Origin of the sequence: Lysinibacillus sp. NPDC093712 (assembly GCF_050280025.1) — a bacterium.
Classification (GTDB): Bacteria; Bacillota; Bacilli; order Bacillales_A; family Planococcaceae; genus Lysinibacillus.
Map to the genome: position 1 here is coordinate 287,732 of NZ_JBNNUU010000002.1, position 24,108 is coordinate 311,839.

The 24,108-nt window shown below is 39.4% G+C and carries 21 protein-coding genes; 4 read left to right on the plus strand and 17 right to left on the minus strand.

The genetic code is table 11. The annotated features are described in order from the left end of the window. Positions 1 to 252 precede the first annotated feature (252 nt). Together ACQKNX_RS08925 and nspC are read left to right on the plus strand one after the other, a co-directional pair. Positions 253 to 1,482, plus strand: coding sequence for a saccharopine dehydrogenase family protein (locus ACQKNX_RS08925; protein WP_340823905.1), 1,230 nt, complete (start codon positions 253 to 255; stop codon positions 1,480 to 1,482). After that, positions 1,479 to 2,618: a carboxynorspermidine decarboxylase gene (gene nspC / locus ACQKNX_RS08930; RefSeq protein ID WP_427428588.1), complete on the plus strand. Its 1,140-nt coding sequence runs from the start codon at positions 1,479 to 1,481 to the stop codon at positions 2,616 to 2,618. The genes ACQKNX_RS08925 and nspC overlap by 4 nt, the downstream gene beginning before the upstream one ends. Positions 2,619 to 2,682: 64 nt before the next feature. Here the strand turns inward: nspC and ACQKNX_RS08935 are convergent, their stop codons facing one another. The 5 genes from ACQKNX_RS08935 to mce form a co-directional block, all read right to left on the minus strand. Further along, positions 2,683 to 3,171 carry a chemotaxis protein CheW gene (locus ACQKNX_RS08935; protein WP_340823902.1) on the minus strand — a complete coding sequence of 163 codons (489 nt, stop codon included), beginning with the start codon at positions 3,169 to 3,171 and terminating at the stop codon, positions 2,683 to 2,685. Positions 3,172 to 3,190: 19 nt separating this feature from the next. Further along, the gene (locus ACQKNX_RS08940) at positions 3,191 to 4,312 is read right to left on the minus strand and encodes a M20/M25/M40 family metallo-hydrolase (protein WP_427428589.1); all 1,122 of its coding nucleotides are present in this window, start codon (positions 4,310 to 4,312) and stop codon (positions 3,191 to 3,193) included. 170 nt (positions 4,313 to 4,482) lie between these two features. Then, positions 4,483 to 5,436 (minus strand): hypothetical protein, encoded by a 954-nt coding sequence (locus ACQKNX_RS08945; protein ID WP_427428590.1) that lies wholly within the window; start codon positions 5,434 to 5,436, stop codon positions 4,483 to 4,485. 146 nt (positions 5,437 to 5,582) lie between these two features. Beyond that, on the minus strand, positions 5,583 to 7,130 hold the full coding sequence (locus ACQKNX_RS08950) for an acyl-CoA carboxylase subunit beta (protein WP_427428591.1): 1,548 nt from the start codon (positions 7,128 to 7,130) through the stop codon (positions 5,583 to 5,585). Between the two features lie 5 nt (positions 7,131 to 7,135). Next, a complete protein-coding gene (gene mce / locus ACQKNX_RS08955) occupies positions 7,136 to 7,549 on the minus strand; it encodes a methylmalonyl-CoA epimerase (RefSeq protein WP_427428592.1) in 414 nt (137 codons plus the stop codon). Between the two features lie 125 nt (positions 7,550 to 7,674). Here mce and prli42 point away from each other — a divergent pair, with 125 nt between their 5' ends. Beyond that, positions 7,675 to 7,770 (plus strand): stressosome-associated protein Prli42, encoded by a 96-nt coding sequence (prli42, locus tag ACQKNX_RS08960; protein WP_340823895.1) that lies wholly within the window; start codon positions 7,675 to 7,677, stop codon positions 7,768 to 7,770. A 20-nt stretch (positions 7,771 to 7,790) separates the two neighbouring features. Here the strand turns inward: prli42 and ACQKNX_RS08965 are convergent, their stop codons facing one another. The 10 genes from ACQKNX_RS08965 to ACQKNX_RS09010 form a co-directional block, all read right to left on the minus strand. Then, positions 7,791 to 8,798 carry an aromatic acid exporter family protein gene (locus ACQKNX_RS08965; protein WP_427428593.1) on the minus strand — a complete coding sequence of 336 codons (1,008 nt, stop codon included), beginning with the start codon at positions 8,796 to 8,798 and terminating at the stop codon, positions 7,791 to 7,793. Between the two features lie 192 nt (positions 8,799 to 8,990). Beyond that, complete coding sequence (locus ACQKNX_RS08970; RefSeq protein WP_340823892.1) at positions 8,991 to 9,431, minus strand: BrxA/BrxB family bacilliredoxin; 441 nt, start codon at positions 9,429 to 9,431, stop codon at positions 8,991 to 8,993. Positions 9,432 to 9,560: 129 nt separating this feature from the next. Then, a complete protein-coding gene (gene meaB, locus ACQKNX_RS08975; protein WP_340823890.1) occupies positions 9,561 to 10,658 on the minus strand; it encodes a methylmalonyl Co-A mutase-associated GTPase MeaB in 1,098 nt (365 codons plus the stop codon). Further along, entirely contained in the window at positions 10,658 to 12,811 is a 2,154-nt protein-coding gene (scpA, locus tag ACQKNX_RS08980) for a methylmalonyl-CoA mutase (protein WP_427428594.1), read from the minus strand. Before scpA ends, meaB begins: the two co-directional genes overlap by 1 nt. Further along, a complete protein-coding gene (locus tag ACQKNX_RS08985; RefSeq protein ID WP_427428595.1) occupies positions 12,808 to 14,499 on the minus strand; it encodes a methylmalonyl-CoA mutase family protein in 1,692 nt (563 codons plus the stop codon). The genes scpA and ACQKNX_RS08985 overlap by 4 nt, the downstream gene beginning before the upstream one ends. 132 nt (positions 14,500 to 14,631) lie before the next feature. After that, on the minus strand, positions 14,632 to 15,966 hold the full coding sequence (locus ACQKNX_RS08990) for a dihydrolipoamide acetyltransferase family protein (protein ID WP_427428596.1): 1,335 nt from the start codon (positions 15,964 to 15,966) through the stop codon (positions 14,632 to 14,634). Between the two features lie 202 nt (positions 15,967 to 16,168). Continuing rightward, positions 16,169 to 17,152 carry an alpha-ketoacid dehydrogenase subunit beta gene (locus ACQKNX_RS08995; RefSeq protein WP_401017462.1) on the minus strand — a complete coding sequence of 328 codons (984 nt, stop codon included), beginning with the start codon at positions 17,150 to 17,152 and terminating at the stop codon, positions 16,169 to 16,171. After that, positions 17,152 to 18,168: a thiamine pyrophosphate-dependent dehydrogenase E1 component subunit alpha gene (locus ACQKNX_RS09000; RefSeq protein ID WP_427428597.1), complete on the minus strand. Its 1,017-nt coding sequence runs from the start codon at positions 18,166 to 18,168 to the stop codon at positions 17,152 to 17,154. The genes ACQKNX_RS08995 and ACQKNX_RS09000 overlap by 1 nt, the downstream gene beginning before the upstream one ends. A gap of 270 nt (positions 18,169 to 18,438) precedes the next feature. Next, positions 18,439 to 19,866, minus strand: a complete 1,428-nt coding sequence (gene lpdA / locus ACQKNX_RS09005; protein WP_427428598.1) for a dihydrolipoyl dehydrogenase — start codon at positions 19,864 to 19,866, stop codon at positions 18,439 to 18,441. Between the two features lie 264 nt (positions 19,867 to 20,130). After that, entirely contained in the window at positions 20,131 to 21,225 is a 1,095-nt protein-coding gene (locus ACQKNX_RS09010; protein WP_340823879.1) for a Leu/Phe/Val dehydrogenase, read from the minus strand. Between the two features lie 299 nt (positions 21,226 to 21,524). On the opposite strand from ACQKNX_RS09010, the gene ACQKNX_RS09015 reads away from it, so the two are divergent. Next, positions 21,525 to 21,761 carry a DUF2627 domain-containing protein gene (locus tag ACQKNX_RS09015; protein ID WP_340823878.1) on the plus strand — a complete coding sequence of 79 codons (237 nt, stop codon included), beginning with the start codon at positions 21,525 to 21,527 and terminating at the stop codon, positions 21,759 to 21,761. A gap of 51 nt (positions 21,762 to 21,812) precedes the next feature. Here the strand turns inward: ACQKNX_RS09015 and ACQKNX_RS09020 are convergent, their stop codons facing one another. Both ACQKNX_RS09020 and ACQKNX_RS09025 read right to left on the minus strand, forming a co-directional pair. Beyond that, a complete protein-coding gene (locus ACQKNX_RS09020) occupies positions 21,813 to 22,541 on the minus strand; it encodes a glycerophosphodiester phosphodiesterase (RefSeq protein WP_427428599.1) in 729 nt (242 codons plus the stop codon). Beyond that, positions 22,534 to 24,105 carry a DUF342 domain-containing protein gene (locus ACQKNX_RS09025; RefSeq protein ID WP_427428600.1) on the minus strand — a complete coding sequence of 524 codons (1,572 nt, stop codon included), beginning with the start codon at positions 24,103 to 24,105 and terminating at the stop codon, positions 22,534 to 22,536. Before ACQKNX_RS09025 ends, ACQKNX_RS09020 begins: the two co-directional genes overlap by 8 nt. Positions 24,106 to 24,108 lie beyond the last annotated feature (3 nt).

Consider the following 24,108-nt stretch of genomic DNA (forward strand, 5'->3'; position numbering starts at 1 on the left):
GAACGCACGTTACGTAAGACGTATCAAGCCATGCGTAACGAGCGTTGTGGCTTAAAACGTGCGCACGCAAAGCGCTGTGAATTCCAGTGCCAGTCACTCATACAATTTAGGGTTTCCCCCCTGAGTGTGCCTAATAAATGTAGAAAAAAAAATTTTTTTGTAGAATTTTAAAAACAATGATTGAGTAGTATATCAATTTTCTGTATAATCAGCTTGTTTGACAATACTTTATATGAACTTGGGGGTAGACAATTGGGTAAAGCATTGATTATAGGAGCTGGCGGAGTAGCCAGTGTTGTGGTACACAAGTGTGTTCAGAATTCGGACGTATTTGAGGAAATTTGTATCGCAAGCAGAACTGTTTCAAAATGTGACGCTCTAAAAGAAAAACTAGACGGCGGAAAAACAAAGATTCATACTGCACAGGTAGACGCTGACAATACTGAAGAATTAATCGAGCTTATTAAAAGCTTCGGACCAGATGTTGTTATTAACGTAGCGTTACCTTATCAAGACTTAACGATTATGGATGCTTGCTTAGCGACAGGTGTGCACTATGTGGATACTGCAAACTACGAGCCACCTGAAACGGCAAAATTTGAATATAAATGGCAATGGGCTTATAAAGAAAAGTTTGAAAAAGCTGGCTTAACTGCACTACTTGGTAGTGGATTTGATCCAGGTGTAACAGGCGTTTTCACTGCGCATGCTCAAAAACATGAATTCGACGAAATCCACTATATCGATATCGTAGATGCCAACGCTGGTGACCATGGTTATCATTTCGCAACAAACTTTAATCCAGAAATCAACATTCGTGAAATTACAGCGAATGGTCGTTACTGGAAAGAAGGCGAGTGGATTGAAACAGCACCACTTGAGAAAAAAGAAGTTTACAACTTACCGGAAATTGGACCAAAAGATATTTACTTGCTGTATCATGAAGAATTAGAATCAATTGCTAAAAACATTAAAGGTTTAAAGCAAATTCGATTCTGGATGACATTCTCTGAAAAATACTTAACACACTTAAAAGTACTAGAAAATGTAGGCATGACTTCAATTGAACCTATCGAATTCGAAGGTCAAATGATTCAGCCAATCCACTTCTTAAAAGCAGTATTACCAGATCCAGCATCACTAGGACCACGCACAAAAGGTAAAACAAATATCGGCTGTATTTTCCGTGGTTTAAAAGATGGCAAGGAAAAGACTTACTACGTATATAACGTATGTGACCACGAAGAGTGCTATAACGAAGTTGGTTCACAAGCGATTTCTTACACTACAGGCGTACCAGCAATGATTGGTGCAATGCTTGTAATGAACGGTCAATGGCAAAAGCCTGGCGTTTGGAACGTAGAAGAATTCGATCCAGATCCATACATGGATGCTTTAAATAAATGGGGTCTTCCATGGCAAGAAAGTCATAATCCAGAATTACTTGACCTTGAGATAGATGCGAAGGAACATAGCCGATGAAACCAATTGATTTCACAAAAGTTCCATCACCTTCTTATGTAGTGGATGAACGACTTTTAACAAAAAATCTTGAGCTTTTAAAGTCTATACAAAATCGTACTGGTTGCCGTATTTTACTTGCACTTAAAGGGTTTTCGATGCATTCAACATTCCCTTTAGTTGGTGAATACTTAGCTGGTATTACATCAAGCTCTCTATTTGAAGCGCGTCTTGGTTATGAAAAAATGGGTAAAGAAGTTCACGTTTATGCACCTGCTTACGTAGAGCATGAAATGGACGAGCTTCTTGGCTATGTGGATCACATCGTCTTTAACTCTTTCAACCAATGGGCTCAATACAAGGACAAAGTAAAAGCTGCTGGTAAAACAATTGAATGCGGTATTCGCGTAAATCCTGAGTACTCTGAAATTGAAACAGCACTATACGATCCTTGCTATACGAACTCTCGTCTTGGTACAACATTAGCTAACTTCGACAAATCTCAACTAGACGGTATTGATGGCTTACACTTCCATGCGATGTGTGAGCAAAACTCTGATACTTTAGAGCGCATCATTGAAGTTGTCGAAGAAAAATTTGGTGATGTTTTACACCAAATGAAATGGCTAAACTTCGGCGGTGGTCACCATATCACGCGTGAAGATTATGATGTTGAAAAATTAGTGAATATCATTAATTATATTCAAGATAAATACAATCTCCTTGTTTATTTAGAGCCTGGTGAAGCTGTGGCACTAAATACAGGATACCTAGTAGCAACGGTTCTAGATATTCAGAAAAACGGAATGGACTTAGCTATTTTAGACACTTCTGCAACTTGTCATATGCCAGACGTGCTTGAAATGCCCTACCGTCCAATGATTATCGGTTCAGGACAAGCAAATGAGCTAGCACACACGTATCGCTTAGGCGGGCTTACATGCCTTGCTGGTGATGTTATTGGTGATTACTCATTTGACGAACCATTAAAACCAGGAGATCGCCTTGTTTTCACGGATATGGCGCACTACTCAATGGTAAAAAATCATATGTTTAACGGTGTAAACCTGCCATCTATCGTTTCTTATAACGATGAAGAAGGCATAAAAGTAATTCGTGAATTTAAGTTTGAAGACTATAGTGGTCGACTTTCTTAATTCCAATGAAAACCCCCTCCACATTGTTAGTTGGAGGGGGTTTTTGCCTTTCGTCGTATATTACTTAGGCTTCTACGTTTTCTTTCTCATTCTCAAGCATTTTGTGTAAATAATTGATAATTTCTCGAATGCCCTCTAAGGAATTCACGAGTATTTTTGGGTCTACATAAGTAATCATACGATTTTCTAAATTCGCCACTGCTGTAAAATAGCGTGTTTTTGAATAATTTACAAGACCCATTTGCTTTAAAACAGATTCATCTAAATCGAGAATTTCCCTAGCTTCTGTCACGAGCAGCCCGTAGTTCACTACATCTGTATTTAACACAATAACACGCGCTGTCGGTGCATTTGACGTACGGTTATAGAGAATACGTTCAAAATCTAATACCGGAATAAGTTCTCCTCGATTTCTAGTAAAACCTAGTAAATAATTTGGTAAATGCGGAATCGGGGTTACTTGCTCTAATTTTTCAATGGATATTGCTTGCTCCACCGGTACAGCATATTCCTCTGTACCACATGCAAATACTACTGCCTTTACACTTTCCATGAGGTCACTTCCTTCTATTTTAGCGCTCGTGTTTAGCTGTTTCTTTAACGATTTCAACTAACAAATCTGCCAGCTTTTCTAATTCTTCTACAGGAATCTTTTCATTTGTTGTATGAATATCTTCATACCCAACTGATAGGTTCACCGTAGGGATACCAAAACCTGCAATAATATTCGCATCAGAGCCGCCACCAGAGATACCTAATTGAGGTGTTCTGTCAATATTACGCGCTGCCGCCATAGCTATCTGTACGACTTTATCTGACTCTGTTACACGGAAGCCTGGATACATTAGTTTTACTTCTACTTCAGCACGTGCACCCATTGAAGCTGCAACTTGCTCAAATGTATCTTGCATATGCTTTGTTTGGGCATCTAGCTTCGTCTTATCAATTGAACGTGCTTCTGCTAAAATATTCACTTCATCGCACACGATGTTTGTAGCTTGCCCACCTTCAAAGCGGCCAATATTTGCTGTTGTTTCTTCATCCAATCGCCCAAGCTTCATTTGTGCAATACATTTTGAAGCAACAGTAATTGCGGATACCCCTTTCTCAGGAGCAACACCTGCATGCGCTGTTTTACCGATAATTTTCGAGAAAATTTTCGCTTGGAACGGCGCTGCTGTCACGATTCCACCAACTTTGCCATCACTGTCCACTGCAAAGCCGTATTTTGCGATAATAGCAGTAGGATTCAATTCTTTCGCTCCTACTAGACCACTCTCTTCTCCTGCAGTAATGATGAACTGGATATCACCATGTTCAATTTGTTGCTCTTTTAAACGTTTTGCCATTTCAAACATAGCTGCTAGACCCGCTTTATCGTCAGCACCTAAAATCGTTGTGCCGTCAGAAACGATATAGCCATCTTCCCGAAGAGAAGGTTTAATACCTTTCCCTGGTACAACCGTATCCATATGGGAAGTGAAATAGATTGGCTCTATATTTAAAGAACCTTTTAATGTCGCGATAATATTTCCAGCACCGTGACCATTGCGCGTATGTGCATCATCTTGCACTACAGAAAAACCAAGTGCTGTTAATTTTTCAATTAGAACTGGTGCAATAAGCTGTTCGTGTTTTGTCTCTGAATCGATTTGTACGAGCTCAAAAAACTCTTCTACTAAACGACTTGTCATGTTGTAAAACTCCCTTGATTTACGTGTTTTTCCACGTCATAATATATGTATTAGTTTAGCACATTGACTGAAGAGTTGGAATAATACGCTAGTAGTAACTTCTTTAATTTGTATGATAAATCACTAAAAACCTGTGAAAAGAGTATGCGTCACTCTTTCCACAGGCTTTTTTATAGTTGTAATATTACTTTCTTCTCTGTTTGTAAAGTTTCCAAATATTCAAGTGCTTTACTATGTTTTTCCTGTAAACGTCTTATTGTATTATGTACATCATCCTGTACACGTGATACTTGTTCTCTTGCCGTAGAAATTTTTGAATGGACTGACCAAGCTGAAAAAATATCATCAAAGAAATAATCTGCAAATTTTACGAAGCCATCTGTTTCAACTTGCAAAGATTTAGTAGACATATCTTGTACATCAAGTAATTCATTATGAAATCGTTGCAAGGCAATTTGTGCATTATGAAGGTAGCTTTCGGTTTTATCAAGCGCATCATGCTTTAAATGTGTGGCGATAAGCCCACCGCCAAAAAACGTATCCCATGTCGAATACCCACTCGCTGAGTGCAGTGATGCAGCAGCCTGCCCAAGTTTAGTAAGCGCAATGTCACCCGCATCCTCCGCTTCTTTTATTTCGGAAATTAACTGCTTCGTTATAAGCTCTTCATTTGCAAGCTGTTCTATTTTCTGAGCGACTTCGGGTTCATGTAATTGGAGATAACTTTTCTTTTTTATATGTAGTATGTCTAATGCTTCTTGAAGTTGTTTTTTATTAATTTGCTTGAGCTTTTGATTAACCTGCTCAAAATCAATTGTTAAATCTTTCAGCATTTTTTTCGCTTCATTGATTTTTAATTCCAAAATGGCTGCCTCATCGACTTTTTCTGCACGCAACTCGTCTTGTTGTCCAGTCCATGTACGAATCATATTCATAAACGAAAAACCTTCTAGCTTATCAAGTTTCATACGAATTTGATTGTGTTCAATAGAATGCTTATTAATTTCCTGCTGTGCATGCTCGATTTGTCCTTCAATTAAAAACCTTTGCTCTCTTAATCGATTAGCATTTCTTAGCTGTCCTTGAAGTTTTTCCTGCTCAGTCTGTAAATGTTGCCATTCCATTCATCTCAACTCCTCTTATGTATTTGTACGGATGAGCGAAAGAAATGTTTCAATTATCTGCCATTTTATAAATTTCTTTTTTTGACTATTGTTTTATCATTCATACAAAAACCCAGCAACCAAATGGCTCCTGGGTTTGTCCACTATTAAAGCGGAATGTTTCCGTGTTTTTTCTCTGGACGTGTTTCGTGTTTGTTTGACAGCATATCTAAAGCTTGGATAAGTTTAATACGTGTATCGCGTGGATCGATAACATCATCCACCATACCACGAGATGCTGCCACGTAAGGATTGGCAAATTTCTCTTTGTACTCTTCAATTTTCGCAGCACGCGTTGCTTCTGGATCTTCAGACTTCGCAATTTCACGCGCGAAGATAATATTTGCCGCACCCGCTGCACCCATTACAGCAATCTCAGCATTTGGCCAAGAGAACACTAGGTCAGCGCCAATTGATTTAGAGTTAAGTGCAACGTAGGCACCACCATATGCTTTACGTAAAATTACTGTAATTTTTGGTACAGTTGCTTCTGAATATGCATAAAGAATTTTAGCACCGTGACGGATAATTCCACCGTGCTCTTGTTTTACGCCTGGGAAGAATCCAGAAACGTCTTCAAATGTGATAATTGGTACATTGTATGCATCACAAGTACGGATGAAGCGAGCTGCCTTATCAGAAGAATCGATATCAAGACCACCAGCTAAAACTTTAGGTTGGTTACATACAAGCCCTACTGATTCACCTGCAATACGCGCAAAGCCTACGACTACATTTTTCGCAAATTCAGCGTGAACTTCCATGAATGAACCTTCATCTACTACTTGTTCCACTACTTTACGCACATCGTATGGGCGAGTTGTTTCGATTGGAACAGTATCCACGATTTCTGGACGGTAATCGTCACCTTCAGGACGTGCTTGACGAGGTGCTTTTTCTTTATTGTTTTGTGGTAAGTAACTTAATAATTGTTTAATTTGATCAATGGCTGCTTCTTCAGATGGTGCACGGAAGTGAGCGTTACCACTTACTGCATTATTCACTTTAGAGCCACCAAGGTCTTCAGCAGAGATTTTTTCACCTGTTACTGTTTCAATAACTTTTGGTCCAGTAATGAACATTTGAGATGTTTTATCAACCATTAGGATAAAGTCTGTGATAGCCGGAGAATAAACTGCTCCACCTGCACAAGGCCCCATAATTACTGAGATTTGCGGAATAACACCAGAGTAAATCGCATTACGGTAGAAGATATGTCCGTAACCATCTAGAGAAAGTACACCCTCTTGAATACGTGCGCCGCCTGAATCGTTAATGCCGATGAACGGCGTGCCATTTTTAGCAGCAAGATCCATTACTGTCGCCATTTTTTTAGCGTGCATTTCACCAAGTGCTCCACCAAATACAGTGAAATCTTGAGAGAATAAGTAAACTGGACGTCCGTTAATTTTACCAAAACCCGTTACTACGCCGTCGCCAGGACCTTCCATTTTGTCCATCCCGAAATCTACTGTACGGTGTGTAATGAATGGGTTAATTTCGAAAAACGTACCTTCGTCTAGTAATAATTCAATACGCTCACGAGCAGTTAGCTTACCTTTTTCATGTTGCTTTTCGATGCGTTCATAGCCACCGCCAAGCTCAATTACCGTCTTACGATCATATAAGTCATTAATTTTATCGAACATATCCATACTAATCACTTTTCCCCTTTTCCACTTTTATCACATAATTCATATAGCACACCGAAAGATGATTTAGGATGCAAGAAAGCAACCTCCGCACCACCAGCACCTGGTCCTGGCTCTTCTGATAAAAGGCGCACACCTTTTTCACGAAGTTCTGCCATACGCTCACGAATTCCTGTTACACCGAAAGCAACATGGTGAATACCTTCCCCACGCTTTTCGATGAATCCGTGAATAGTACTTTTTTCGCTCATCGGTTCTAGTAATTCTAGTTTCACGTTGCCAGCGTCGATAAATGCAACACGAACTTGCTGAGATTCAACATCTTCCACTTTCAGTAACTTTAAACCTAAAGTTTCTGTATAATATGTAATGCGTTCATCAAGATCGCGCACTGCAATCCCAATATGGTCTACTTTCTCCATGGTGACATCTCCTTCTGTTATGGTACATACCCTATTTTACAGATTTTTTTGTCAAAACTCTACTACTTGAGAAATTTTTCAGATTTGCTAAACTATTTATAAGAAAAGAAGGAGCGAACGAGCATATGAGTAATAAAAAATTTCAGAAAATCGTTGTTTATACTATGATTGCAATTATGATCATCTCATCTCTTGCATTTGGTTTATCAATGCTAGTTTAAGAAAGTGCGAAGCGTCCACACTACTGTGGGCGCTTTCCTTTTACCTTTAAACCCTTGAATGATTGCTTTATCTCTAAATAACGATCCATTTCTTCAATGAATTGATAGAGCGCAGCCTGAGCAACAAACTCTTGATGATTTGTCGGTAACGGTAATTCGGCAAAATCTCTCTTTGCTAGCTCTAATTTCTCCCTAAAATGACCTGCAGTATTTCCTGAATGGACATGCTCTCCAAGATCTTGTAGGAAGTCCGCAACGATTTCAGCCTCTTGTACTATAACAGGTAGTGCAGTTATTTTCGGGAGTACTCGTTCAATTATTTCAAGCTGTTGTTCACGCATATCAAAATATACATAGTAATCATTTTGTCTTCGAGTAAAATGATTTTCAACATCTTTAAAAGCTAATGATTTGGCATCATTCAACGTTTTGATAGCTTGAATAATTTCCTGCCCATCCCACAATGTATCGCCTTGTCTTAAATAGCTGGCAATTTCTAAAAAAATCTTGCTGTATAGTTCCTCTATTTTAACTCTATAGTAATTTAATTCCTTTTGAATGTCCGGCATATACATATTTATCGCTATTCCAGTACCATAACCGATAGCCATCAAAGCAAACTCATTAGTAACAAGTGCTAACGAAAAGCCCTTAGCAGCGTATATATGCATAATAATGACCGCACTTGATACAAAACCATCTGCTACCTTTAACGACACAATAGTCGGTATAAACAATACAAGCATTCCAGCCAAAGTTAGCGGGTGATAAGAAAATAGCTCAAAGCTTAAAAATGCATACAGCATACCAACTATGCTTGCGACAAAGCGGGTATAAGCAGCATGAAGTGATTTTTTCTTTGTTGGCTGCACACATAGGATCGTTAGAATACCAGCTGAAGCATAAGAAGCCAATTCAAAATACTGCGCAATCGCAATGGCAATAGCTGCCCCGATTGCTGTTTTTAATGTACGATAGCCGATTGAAAATTTCTTCAAGTCGACTGCCTCCCATCCTGCAACTTTCATAACGAATAGTTATTCATTAGAAGCTTATCTTATCTAATAAAAATTTTTAGTCAGCAAGACATTTATTTAGCCAATATTACAAAAATTCCAAAAGGATTTGACTAAAGTGCACAAGTCACTCTAGCCAAATGAATAAAAGCTAAACCCTATTTTTATCTCACCATGCATAGGTATGGAGATTATTGAAAAATATTAAAGCTCTTCACAATATTCTTCAAAATTTGCTTGTAAGTTTGTCACGACTGACATTGGATCATGGCCTTCAATTTCATAACGGCCAACTTCCGCTACTACTTGTCCATCTTTTAAAAGAACAAATGATGGAGAAGATGGTAGGTGGTCTTCACCGAAGTGATAACGAGCAGCTGCTGTAGCTTCTTTATCTTGACCTGCAAATACAGTAACTAAATGATCTGGTCGTTTATCGTAATGCACGCATTGAGCTGCTGCTGGTCGAGCAATGCCTCCCGCACAGCCACATACTGAATTTACCATAACTAATGTGATACCTGGACGAGCAAACGCCTCTTCAACAGCTTCTGGTGTGCGTAATTGCTCATAACCTGCAGCCTCAATTTCTGCACGTGCTGTTTTTAAAATTTCTTGCATAAATAAATCGTAATCCATATTCATAAAGCGATAGCTCCTTTCAATTTCGCGCTCGTCTTTAAGCTTTGTATGCTTTAGATAGCGCTCATACATCTCCTATCATAGCAGTAAGTGATAGTTTTGTGCACCTACATGCTCATATAAAAGCGTACATTATTTCTGTGCTTGCTCATCGCTAAATAAACGATCTACACCTTGCGTTACCGTCAATTGCCCATTAAGAATTTGGCGCTCTAGTAACTGCACCTGTTCTTTACGGTTTGGATCCCCATAAAATGCATCGATTAGATGATCAGTAATCATTGATTGGAACCAATCTTTCGTTTGATTTTGACGGCGAATAGACCAGTAATTATTCGCTTCTACAGTTTGTCTAAAGTCACCGATCGTATTCCATACTTTGTCTAGTCCTTTTTTTTCCCACGAACTAACTGGCATAGCAGTAGACATCCATCCTGGCGTTGCAGGTTGAAGGAAATGCAAAATTTGCTTGTATTCGGATACTGTTTTTTTCGCTAGTCGCACATTATCACCATCAGCCTTATGCACAACAATTGCATCCGCTAATTCCATAATGCCCTTTTTCATGCCTTGAAGTTCATCTCCTGCACCTGTTAACACTAACAATAAGAAGAAATCAACCATACCTCGGACGTACGTTTCACTTTGCCCAACACCAACAGTCTCTATTAAAATCACATCATACCCTGCTGCTTCACAGACAAGCATCGTTTCACGCGTCTTTTTATGAACACCCCCCAGGGTACCAGCAGACGGTGACGGGCGAACGAATGCATTAGGCTTTTTCACTAGTTCTTCCATGCGTGTTTTATCACCTAAAATGCTGCCCCCTGATAAAGAAGAACTCGGGTCTATTGCCAGGACTGCTACTTTTTTCCCCATCTCACATAACATCGTTCCGAAAGCTTCAATGAAAGAGCTTTTCCCGGCCCCTGGTACTCCCGTAATACCAATACGGACGCTGTTGCCTGTATGCGGTAAAAGCTCCTGTAATAGCTCCTGAGCCTGTACCTTATGTGTCATATTTGAGCTTTCAATGAGCGTAATTGCTTTTGACAGTTGTACACGTGAGCCCGCACGGACATTTCGTGCAAGCTCCTGTATATCAAGTTTGTCAGCTTTTTTCTTTCGGAATTTCTTTGGTACGCCATATTGCATACCATCGTGAGATGCCTCCACGCCATCCATAACAAATAGAGCACTTTCCTGCATCTCTTTGTTTTTGTCCATTATTTAGACACTTCCTCGTAACCTAAACGTTTATAAATTTCCTCAATAATTTTAATTGCTGAAACAGGTATAACTGTACCAGGACCAAAGATTGCTACTGCCCCTGCTTCGTAAAGGAATTCATAATCTTGTGCCGGAATAACGCCGCCAACGATAATGATAATATCTTCACGACCTAACTTTGTCAGTTCAGAAACTAACGCAGGTACTAATGTTTTGTGACCTGCTGCTAGTGACGATACGCCGATACAATGTACGTCATTTTCAACTGCCATTTGCGCTGTTTCTTCTGGTGTCATGAATAGTGGTGAAATATCTACATCGAATCCTAAGTCAGCATAGCCTGTTGCAATTACTTTAGCACCACGATCATGCCCATCTTGCCCCATTTTCGCTACTAAAATACGAGGGCGACGACCTTCATTTTCAAGGAACTCATCTGTCATATTTTTTACTTCTGTAATTTGCTCTGCGTCAGAGAAATTTGCAGAATAAACGCCTGAGATTGAGCGGATGATCGCTTTATGACGACCAGATACTACTTCGATTGCATCAGAGATTTCTCCAAGTGATGCACGAGCACGAGCAGCATCTACCGCTATTGCAAGTAAGTTTTCTTCTCCATCTTGTGCAGCTTTCGTTAAACGAGCAAGATGTTTTTGAACTTCTGCCTCGTCACGAGATGCTTTCATCGCATCTAAACGCTCAATTTGTTTTTGACGAACAAGTGTGTTGTCTATGTCAAGAATATCGATAGGTTCTTCTTTTTCTAGACGATATTTGTTCACACCAACAATAGTTTCAGTTTTAGAGTCGATTTTCGCTTGACGCTTAGCCGCAGCTTCTTCAACCTTCATTTTTGGAAGACCCGTTTCAATTGCTTTTGCCATACCACCAAGTTCTTCAATTTCTTCGATTAACGCCCATGCAGATTTTGTGATTTCATCTGTTAATTTCTCAACATAATACGAGCCACCCCATGGGTCAATCACTTTTGTCATAGCCGTTTCTTCTTGTAAGAATAGTTGCGTATTACGTGCAATACGTGCAGAGAAGTCGGTTGGTAATGCAATTGCTTCGTCAAGTGCGTTCGTATGAAGTGATTGCGTATGCCCCATAGATGAAGCATTCGCCTCGATTAATGTACGCGTTACATTATTGAATGGATCTTGCTCTGTTAAAGACCATCCAGATGTTTGAGAGTGTGTACGTAATGCCAAAGTCTTTGGGTTCTTCGGATTGAACGTAGACATCATTTGTGCCCAAATACGACGAGCAGCACGCATTTTCGCAACTTCCATATAATAGTTCATACCGATAGCCCAGAAGAATGATAAACGTGGTGCAAAGGCATCGATATCAATACCAGCTTTTAAGCCAGTACGAACATATTCAAGACCGTCCGCTAATGTATAAGCAAGCTCGATGTCATTTGTAGCACCCGCTTCCTGTATATGGTAACCCGAGATAGAAATAGAGTTAAATTTCGGCATGAATTTAGCCGTAAATTCAAAGATGTCTGCAATAATTTTCATCGACATTGCTGGTGGATAAATATAAGTGTTACGTACCATATATTCTTTTAAAATATCATTTTGGATTGTCCCAGCGAGCTGTTCCGGTGTTACTCCTTGTTCTTCAGCCGCAACGATATAGAACGCAAGTACCGGTAGTACGGCACCATTCATCGTCATTGACACAGACATTTGATCTAAAGGAATTTGATCAAATAAAATTTTCATATCTTCTACTGAGTCAATCGCTACCCCTGCTTTACCAACATCACCTGTTACGCGTGGATGATCAGAATCGTAGCCACGGTGTGTTGCTAAGTCAAAGGCTACTGAAAGACCTTTTTGACCCATTGCAAGGTTTCGTTTGTAAAACGCATTAGATTCTTCAGCAGTGGAGAATCCTGCATACTGACGAACTGTCCAAGGACGAGCTACATACATAGTAGGGTATGGTCCACGTGTATTTGGTGCAATACCAGCAACATCATCTAAGTGTTTTACATCTTTAATATCATCTTTTGTATATATATCTTTAATTTCAATACCTTCATTTGTCAGGAATTTTTCATCTGAAGCAGCAGGAGCTTCAGATGTTAATACTTTTTCGATTTCAATCGCACTAAAATTTGGCTTGCTCATCGTTGGACCTCCTTCATGCTAGCGAACACCGAATTTAATTTTTCAATGATGTTCTGTCCTGCGAAAATAAAGCCGTTTAAGCCATTTGCTAACCAAGCTTCTTCTTCGTCTTTAAATTTACCTGCAACGTCGACAATAACGTGTGCTGGTTTTTCAGCTAAAATCGCTGGAATCATATCTTTTGTAGCATCATCATTACCTGCGATTACAACATATTTTGCGTCTGTTGCTTTTAACCAAGCAAGCGCTTCCTCAGCTGATACAGCTGGTTCGCTTTTTTCTGGTACAAGACCAACAGTGTTTAAGAAACCAGACACAAAATCAGCCCGAGGTTTTGAGCTTTTTAGTGAACCTAATGCTAAGATGCCAGTTTTTACATTGGCTGCAGTCATTTGTGCACGCAGTTGCTCGAACGGAATAGTAATGCGCTTAATATTTGCAAATAGTGGGTTTGTTTCGCTATCAAGTACATCTGCAGGATTTGCATAAATGTTTGTACCAATAACTGATTGTTTGCGTGTTTGTGCAGCTTTAATGCGCGCTTGGTAAGATGCTTCTAACTCTTCAGCTAATTTACCTGAAGCAGTATAAGCGTCGATACCACCAGCAGCCTCAATTTCTAAAAATAATGCCCAAGCTTCTTTTACGAAATCAGCTGTTAATGATTCAATAAAGTATGAACCACCAGCGGGATCTGTAATTTTTAACACATTTGTTTCTTCTTTTAATACTAAAGATACATTGCGTGCAATACGTACAGATTGTTCTGTCGGTTTCGTTAATGCATCATGTGGGTGAACTGTAAAGACATCCGCTCCGCCAATTAATCCAGAAAGTGCTTCATTTGCAGCGCGAAGTAAATTTACGTAAACATCCAATTTCGAGAAGCTTCGAAGTGAAGTTTCAGCAAGCGTTGGAATTTTCACGTTTTCTGTCACACCATAAGCTGATGAGAACGCTTTCCAAAGTACTTTAAAAGCACGCAGTTTAGCGATTTCTGTGAAGAATTGCGTATCGATGGCAAATGAAACATAAAATTTTTGTGCAAAAGCTTCAAAGCTTTCTTCTTGCTCTGCATATTTTGCTGCAATAGCAAGTGCATATGCTAATTCTTGCACAGCATTGGCGCCTTCATTATGAAAAACGACTGTGTCTGCACTTAACGTACGTACATTTGGCAATCCTACAAGCTTGATTGGATTGTTAGAAAAAATGAAGCCGTTTACATCTTCACGTTGTTCAGTCGGAATGTTGTCGAATACTGCCAATAATGGGTCATTTTCATTTTTCACTGTCATTTTAAACGAATATTCAGAGAAATAAGTAGCTAATTGTGCCAATATTTCTTTGGTCCATTCAAAGTTTACACGACTATCAACTGTTACAACCTCATTACCACGGGCTAAGCTATCATCAAGCTGTGCGAAGAATGCTTCACTTGTTTCTGCATACACTTGCTGTGCCACACGAAATACTTCGCTATTTTGTAGGGAACGGATTGTGGCAACTTGTTTATCTAGCTCATCTCCTAGTTTTGCTACTAAACTTTCTTGCGTGTAAAGAGGTTCTAACGTAACACCCTCATTTGTTTTCGTTAAAAGAGACTCGAATGGTTTTCCCTTTAAAGCTTTGATTGCTGCATCTTGCCATTCTGAATAGGACGGCTTTTCAAATTCAATATTTTTCATGTTGTTTGACATGCGGACGCTTAATCAGCTTCCCCCCTTAGTAGTTTCTATTTGTTATTCTACATGACAATTTGCTACTCGAAAAGCAAAAAAAAATCGGAAACCGTTATACAACAGGTTTCCGACAAGTCATCAGTAGACTGACGTCGAAGATTTATTTGTATTTTCGAGTATTTCTTTTACTCTATTTAGGAATTTACCACAAACTAATCCATCTAGTACGCGATGATCTAAAGATAAACATAAATTTACGATATCGCGTGCAGCAAACATTCCGCCAGGTAAAACGACTGGTTTTTTTACAATACTTTCCACTTGCAAAATAGCAGCTTGCGGATAATTAATAATGCCCATTGACTGCATAGAGCCGAAAGCACCCGTATTATTAACCGTAAACGTACCACCTTTAATATTGTCCATTGTTAGTTTGCCTGTGCGAACTTTTTGAGCAAGCTCATGAATCTCTTTAGCAATCCCTTTAATTGATTTTTCATCAGCGTGTTTTATAACAGGGACAAAAAGTGCATCATCTGTTGCTACCGCAATGGAAATATTTATGTCATGCTTTTGGATAATTTTATCTCCTGCCCACATAGAATTCATCATTGGGAACTCTTTAAGTGCTTGTGCAACAGCCTTAACAAAGAACGCAAAGTAGGTAATATTAAACCCTTCTTTTTGTTTAAATTCCGTCTTAATGCTATCTCGGTAAGCAACTAATTCCGTTACATCAACTTCCATCATCATCCATGCATGTGGCACTTCTTGAGCACTACGCACCATGTTATTAGCAATGGCACGGCGCACATTTGTAACCGGTATTTCAATATCACCCGCTTGTGTCTCTTGCACAGATACTCCTGGTTTTGCAGCTGTTTCTGGTGTAGTGACTTGTTCGTTACTAGCAGCGGCAACTGGCTCAGAAGATGGTGCATCTGTTGTCGTCGGTACATTGCCAGCATCAATTAATTGTTGAAGGTCTTTTCTTGTAATACGGCCACCCTCTCCTGTACCAACAACTTGCTCGAGTGCAATATCATGCTCTTGTGCTAGTCTAAGTACGGCTGGTGAGTAGCGCGCTTTTTGCTGTCTTACTGGTTTTTCTGATGAAATTGCAACAGTAGTTTCCTTTGGCGTCTCTTGTTTTTTCTGAATACCAGCATTGAGAATAGCTGAACTTACTGTTGATTTTTTCGCAGGTGGAGCTTCAGGTAACTCACTGTCACCTGCTATTTCGATTGAACAAACAACCGCTCCAACAGGTAACGTCTGCCCTTCCTCAGCAAGTAGCTCTGTAATTACCCCTTCAAAAGAGGATGGGATTTCTGCATTTACTTTATCTGTCACAACTTCTGCTAATGGATCATATTTTTTTACTGTATCACCTGGTTGCACGAGCCATTTTTCGATTGTACCTTCTGTTACGCTTTCACCGAGCTGTGGCATCGTAATGTTTTGAATCGCCATTATCTATTCCTCCCATCAATTACGCCTCGGTAGTAACCTTAGCCAAGATTTTGCGTTTACAAAGCAAGCTAGTTTAAAATCTATGACAACCGCCGGAGGCTTTAGCTTTTTTTGAGTAAGCGCCCCTAACGCTTACTCAAAAAGAGATTACAATTACAATTAAGTATTTATCTCCAAGATATAGGAGATTCATTTGTCTAAGTTAAAAAGCAGCTAAATCTCTCAAAGCACGTTCTACTTTTTCAGGATTTATCATGAAAAACTTTTCCATCGTCGGTGCATATGGCATCGCAGGTACATCTGGACCAGCTAATCGTTGAATAGGCGCATCAAGATCAAATAAGCAATTCTCTGCAATAATAGCTGCTACCTCACTAATAATGCTACCTTCTTTGTTATCTTCTGTAACTAGTAATACTTTACCTGTTTTACTTGCCGCTTCAATGATTGCTTCTTTATCTAACGGATACACTGTACGTAAATCCAAAATATGCGTTGAAATACCATCTGCTGCTAAACGCTCTGCTGCTTGTAAAGCGAAATGAACTGCTAAACCATACGTTATCACTGTAACGTCTTCACCTTCGCGTTTAACATCTGCTTTGCCTATTGGTAATGTATAATCGTCTAATGGGACTTCACCCTTAATTAGTCGATACGCACGCTTATGTTCAAAAAATAATACCGGATCTTCATCTCGAATCGCTGCTTTTAACAATCCTTTTGCATCATATGGTGTAGAAGGAATGACAATTTTCAACCCTGGCGTACCAGCAAAAAGTGCTTCAACCGATTGTGAATGATACAGTGCGCCGTGAATTCCACCGCCGAAAGGAGCACGCACTACAATAGGACAAGTCCAGTCATTATTAGAACGATAACGGATTTTCGCAGCCTCGGATACGATTTGGTTCACAGCCGGCATAATAAAATCTGCAAACTGCATTTCAGCAATTGGGCGCATCCCATACATTGCCGCACCAATACCGACCCCTGCAATAGCACTTTCAGCAAGTGGTGTATCTAACACACGATACTCACCAAACTGCTCGTAAAGACCAGTAGTTGCTTTAAAAACGCCACCTTTTCGTCCCACATCTTCTCCTAAGATGAAAACGCGGTCGTCTCGTTCCATTTCTTCCTTCATCGCTAATGTAATCGCATCAATATAAGACATAACTGCCATTACACGTCACCTCCGTCCACTGGTGCATATACGTATTTCAAGGCATCCTCTGCTTGGGCATACGGAGCTGCTTCTGCATAATCCGTCGCTTCATTCACCTCAGCCATGACACGCTCTTCTATTTCATTTCGAAGAGATTCAGTCATAATTCCAGCATCTTGTAAATATTTCTCGAATGATACAATCGGATCCTTCGCTTTGCCTTCTGCAATATCTTCAGCTGTTCGATATTGACGATCATCATCATCTGAAGAATGGGCAGTTAAACGGAATGTCACCGTTTCTATTAGACTTGGACCAGCACCGCTACGAGCACGTTCTGCTGCCTCTTTAACAACCTTATAAACCTGTAATGGACATTTACCATCAACTGTTACTCCTGGCATACCATAGCCAATACCACGATCGGAAACTTTTGCACAACCTAACTGACGTTCTACTGGTACTGAAATTGCATATTGATTATTTTCTACCATTATGATTACTGGCAACTTATGCACACCTGCAAAATTCGCCCCTTCATGAAAATCACCTTGGTTGGAAGAGCCTTCTCCTAATGTGACAAAGGTAATGAAATCCTCTTTTTGCAAACGTCCTGCAAGCGCCACACCTACAGCATGTGGAACTTGTGTTGTCACTGGCGAAGAACCAGTCAAAATACGATTTTTCTTTTGTCCGAAGTGTCCTGGCATTTGGCGACCGCCCGAATTCGGGTCTTCAGCCTTTGCAAATGCGGATAACATTAACTCTTTTGGCGTCATTCCAAAATGCAATACAACACCCATATCTCGGTAATACGGTGCAATATAATCTATATCCTTATTTAATGCAAATGCTGCTCCAACTTGAGCAGCCTCCTGTCCTTGACAAGAAATAACAAATGGAATTTTACCTGAACGGTTTAATAGCCACATGCGCTCATCTAGTCTTCTTGCCATTAACATCGTTTCGAACATAGCAAGGACATCTTCAGTCGATAAACCTAAATCTTCATGTTTTATTTGAACGTCTTGCATATGAACACCCCTTTCGCATTAGAAAAAATGCTAAAGCGCCTGCAATACTTGCACAAGCAACTCTAGTATTTAATTTATGACAGTATTTTCTCGCCTCGGCATCATTGGGTCCGATTTTTTCGAGCCTACTCGAAAAGCTTCTCTATAAAATCTGCGACACAATCCGTGACTGTTCACTTGGATCAACAGGGATTTGTGCCCCTATTGAATTCAAGTATGTTTGCCTGCATCGCCCACTACTAGAAGTGGATGACAGCTGCTCTATTTAAGTTAAAAATGAATAGCCCGCTTATCAACAGCTAGGGCAGATTCTACTAATACTTCATTGAGTGATGGGTGTGGATGGATTGCTTGACTAATTTCCCAAGGAGTTGCGTCTAATAATTTTGCTAATGACGCTTCTCCAATTAAATCCGTTACATGCGGTCCTACCATATGAATACCCAAAATATCATCTGTTTCTTCATCTGCTATTATTTTTACAAAGCCATCTGAATCTCCATTGACAAGTGCTTTACCTATAGCTTTAAATGGGAATTTGCCTACTTTTAATGCATATCCTTGCTCACGGGCAGCACTTTCCGTTAAACCAATACTAGCTACTTCGGGGAAGGAATAAACACATTTCGGTACCTTCAAAACATCTAGCGGCGCTATTTTCCCAGTCGCAATATGTTCAATAGCAGACAAACCTTCATGAGACGCAACATGTGCTAACTGTAAACCGCCTATAACATCTCCAATGGCATACATATGTGATTCCTTCGTTTGATAAGAATCGCCTACTTTGATAAAACCGTTGTCTATTTCAATATCTGTGTTTTCTAAACCAATACCATGGATATTTGCTTCACGTCCTACACACAGCAACAATTTATCAGCCACGAAACTTTCTTCCTTATCCTGAAGCTTAGCAGAAATGAAAACGTTATCATTTTCTATTTTGAATGTATCTGAATCTAAGCGTGCATTCGTTACAATGCGTACGCCACGACTTTCAAGTTGTTTTGTCACTTCTTTTACAACATCAGCATCTTCTGCTGGTAAAATTGATGGGCCATATTCAACTACAGTTACAGACACCCCAAAATCACAAAGCATCGATGCCCACTCAATACCGATTACACCGCCACCGACAATCAGTAATGACGTTGGCAATTCCTCCATTTGCAAAGCGTGATCAGAATTCATGACGTATTTGCCATCCACTGTTAACCCTGCCATTCCTCTAGGTTTCGAACCTGTTGCAACGACAACATTAGTCGGAACAAGCATTTCATTTTCTTCCCCATTAAGCATCTCTACAGAAATCGTACCTGGCATTGGTGAGAAAATAGATGGACCTAAAATTCTTCCCGTTCCTTCATATACATCAATCTTGCCTTTTTTCATCAGTGTATTCACACCTTGGCTTAATTGCTCTACAATGGCTTGCTTACGGGCTTGCACTTTATTGAATTGCAATGTAACTCCTGAAATGTCTACTCCAAATTCACTCGCTGTTTTATTGGCCATACGATACACTTCTGCACTGCGAAGTAACGCCTTACTAGGAATACAGCCTTTATGTAGACAGGTACCACCAAGTCGTTCACGTTCCACAATAGCTGTTTTTAAGCCTAATTGTGCTGCACGAATTGCTGCTACGTAGCCTCCTGTCCCTCCTCCTAAAATAACAACATCATAATTTTGAGCCATATTTTATTCCTCCTTATGAGAAAAGTGCTAAAGCCCCTCTATCCAAACATGTGTGACAGTGAAATCCATCGAGGAAATAGCTGTATCGCCACAAGCAAATATCTCTATACATAGAAATATTGAAATGAAAGGTGCACCTTATTACGTTCACTTGAAGTTACTGCGCTATCTTTTCTTGTGACTATTTATATTTAAAATCCTTTATTTACCATTATTTAAAGAGAAGAAGTCGACTATGCGACTTCTTTTAACGAATAGACGTTGTTAACGACCGTTCAAAATATTTTTTTCATTTTTTAAAAACTGGCTACGCGATTTCGATACACGAGCAATGCGTTCTTCTGCTAAACGATTAGCTGCTACATAAGTAGGAATGCCATCTCGTTTTGAAATTTCAAAGATTTTTTCAATGCTATCGTAAATCCCATCTACACGTTTCATCGCACGTTCACGATTATAGCCGTATAATTCATCAGCAACATTTATAACGCCACCCGCATTAATAACATAGTCAGGTGCATAGACAATACCTAGCTCATGTAAATAATCCCCATGTCGTGAATCCTGTAATTGGTTATTAGCAGAACCAGCGATAACTTTTGCTTTTAATTGCGGAATTGTCTCGTCATTTAAAATAGCTCCTAATGCACAAGGTGAGAAAATATCAACTTCTTGGGAATAGATTTCTTCCGGAGCAACAGCTCTGGCACCAAAATCATTGACAACACGATCAATCGCAGCTTGATTAATATCAGTTACTACAAGTTTTGCACCTTCGTTATGTAAGTACTCGCAAAGCTTGTATGCAACATTCCCCAGCCCTTGAACCGAAATTGTGCGACCTTCTAGCGACTCCGTACCAAATGCTTCTTTTGCAGCAGCTTTCATACCACGATAAACGCCGTAAGCAGTTACTGGTGACGGATTACCTGATGAACCGAACGCTGGTGAGATTCCTGTAACATAATTCGTTTCTTCATGGATTAAATCCATATCTGTTACTGTTGTTCCAACATCCTCAGCTGTAATATAGCGACCGTTAAGCCCTTGAATGAAACGCCCTAAAGCCCTGAACATTTCTTCATTTTTATCTTTAAATGGGTCCCCAATAATGACCGTTTTTCCACCGCCAAGGTTTAAACCAGCAGCCGCATTTTTATATGTCATCCCACGTGCTAGTCTCAATGCATCCTCTATCGCATTCTCTTCTGTCGCGTAGGTCCACATACGAGCACCACCTAATGCTGGTCCAAGTGTTGTGTCATGGATAGCGATAATCGCTTTTAACCCAGATGCTTCGTCTTGGCAAAATACCAATTGTTCATAATCATACTTTTCCATATACTTGAAGATTTCCATGAAAACTCGCCCCTTTGCTTTGGAAAGTGCAACCCCTAATGCCCATCCCAATCAAATTTAAAAACTAATGATACATATGTTTTGCAATGGATAATATCGCACCATTTAATTTTACAATACTGACAAATTCACAATTTCGCAACTATTATTACACTTTTCCTACTAAGTAAGAATTTTCTAAAAATTCAGTTACAGCCAATAGTTTTTGAACTTCTTCCTAGACTTCTAAGATTCATAGGGTTTCTTGACATTCCCATATCCGCAGGTACAATTATATTTAGGTATGAGGAGGGACATGCATGGCTCGATTTGCTGCGTTTATTGTAATGCTTATTCCAGGTCTAATGGCTGCAGGTGGCATTAAATTTATGCGTGATACATTATTCGGTAAGCTCATCTCACCTTTCCCATTTTTATGGCTGCAATTTGTTGTTGGCATCATTTTCTTTGTTGTCGGCTTTGGCTTTTTCGCAGGCTTTTTACTACACCGCGATCGAAAAAACGGAAAAGTGGCTCCGCGCTTCCAAAAAAAATAAAAATAGCTATCCAAATAAGTCACTTCATTGTGACTTACTGGATAGCTATTTTTATTGACGCTGCTGTACGGTGATCACTTTATCAGGAAAATCTGTAATCCACCCAATTACTGATGAATGTGGATTCGTCAAGAAGTTTTCACTACCGTCAATCGCATAAAAGCGACATGTTTTAGAACTAGTTACACAAGCCTCTAAATAACGAGGCTTATAATATCTTTTATGCATATGGACACAATCAATTGCCTTATAATCACATAGCAAATCCCATTTCAATTTTTTAGTAGCGATAAGTGCTGTTTCAAACTGCGGCGCATGACGTTTCACAACCTCTAAAAGCTCGTAATGAAATGAGGAAAAATGACTTCCTTTAGGTAATATAAGTCCTTGAAGCATTTGAATGAGTGCATCCTTATTGTCAAGAATGGTCGATTTTAATTCGATATTAAGAGGTAGCTGGTGTTTATTTGCCCATGCTAAAACTGCATCAAATGTTGGAATTCGATACGCAGAAAAAAATCTTCTCAAAGGCTTTCCTAATTTAAAACTTTGTAGTTCCGCTATCGTGCATTCATTTACCAGTTTATTAGAGCCTACTAATCTTGATAACTGCGGATCGTGGTAGACAACTGGAATTCCTTCTTTGGATAGCTGAATATCTAATTCAATTCCATCTGCACCTAGCTCTAACGCTTTCTCAAAAGCTTTGAAACTGTTTTCGAGAGCATAGGCTGACGCCCCTCGATGCGCAAACACAGGGATGAACGATTCCTTATACATTTAACTCACCGAACTCAAGCAGAAATTTACCATTCGTCATGTTATTTAATAACGAGGATTTCTTACCAATTTGAATATACGTACCTGGATAGGCTTCTTTTGTTACGATGATTTCTTCCTTTCCAGCATGACGCATTTCGTCCATCATTAACTTAATTTCACGATCCATTGTAACCGCTTCAGCCTTCAATTTTGACAATCGTTGTTTTGTTTCTTCAAATGAGGCAATTTGCTGTGTTGACATTTGCTTAAGAAGTGGTAATAAACTCGTAATCTTTGCTTCGAGTTCCGAAATTTCAGATTGCTGTTGTTTTAACTGTGTGGCTTTGCTTTGCATCAATGCATAACTTTCCTGTTTGTTGACACTTTCAATGATTAGATCTGTTCTACGCTCTAGTCGATTTCCAGAGATTGCTGTGACGATTGTATTTTTAGCAACAGCACGTCCGCCAATAATTTTACCTTTTCGCTCATCTACAAATATAGAATGCGCAGTAAGTTGGGAACCAAGTGAGTAAAAGCCGATATGAATACTATCATCTGCTACTAAATTAGCTTCATTTACGTGCTTAACGAAAATATTTCCACCCGCTTCTACAAGTGTTGAGCCCAAACCAAAAATACCTCCTCGAATGTAAACATCACCTTCGATTGATTTAATCAGTTTAGCGCCGCTTACACCTTCTGCTCCTTCGATTGATATATCTCCAGTCGCAATAACTGTATAGCCATTTGTAACGGTTCCTTTAATACTTAAAGAGCCATTAAACTCTAAATTGCCTGTCTCAACGCCCACATCTCCATGTATTGGTAGATGTCGGTTAACACCAATCATACCTTTGACGTCATCTAACACGCCAGCAATTTTTGAACGAATGACAATTTTATCGTCTTCTTCTACTTCATAGGCTGACTTTTTATCGTATCGAATTGGAAAATCACGACCTGGTGCTGCCGCAATCATTTCACCGAGTACATTTTGACCAGGCTTGCCCAACGTTGCAGGAATTTTCTCCCCAAGCCAAGAACCTTCAGAAATTTCTGATATAAAATTCATGTCATAGTAATCAGCTTTTCCATCTTCACGAATGACAGGTTTTCTCTCTGGTTTTGGTAAGTATGTAATTTGAGCATCCATGCCTGCGACAGGCGATGTTCCCTGTGCAATTAAAAATGCTTTTCCTGGCTCAATTTTTAAAATATCAAACTCTAAAATGCCATAGGTAATCCCTTGGCCCGCTAGTGTGTCTGTAATTTGACCTGTTAATTTCTCTTTATTCTTTTGAATATAATCATGTGTTTCATATATAAATATAGAGGCAGACATTTTATCTCGTGCAATTTCAGCTTCAACATTAGGAAGCCAGCGTCCAATTTCAACAGGACTTGTGCTTTCTGTCGCTAGTACAGATTTTAATATAGAAAAATTAGATAACTTTAGTCGTGGATGACTACGTAAGATACCATCAAATTGTTTTAATGGAAATCCCGCACTGTATGTAAGCATAAATACCTTTCCGTTTTCTTCAGATATTTCGAAGTTATCATTTCGAACTAGAATCACGCT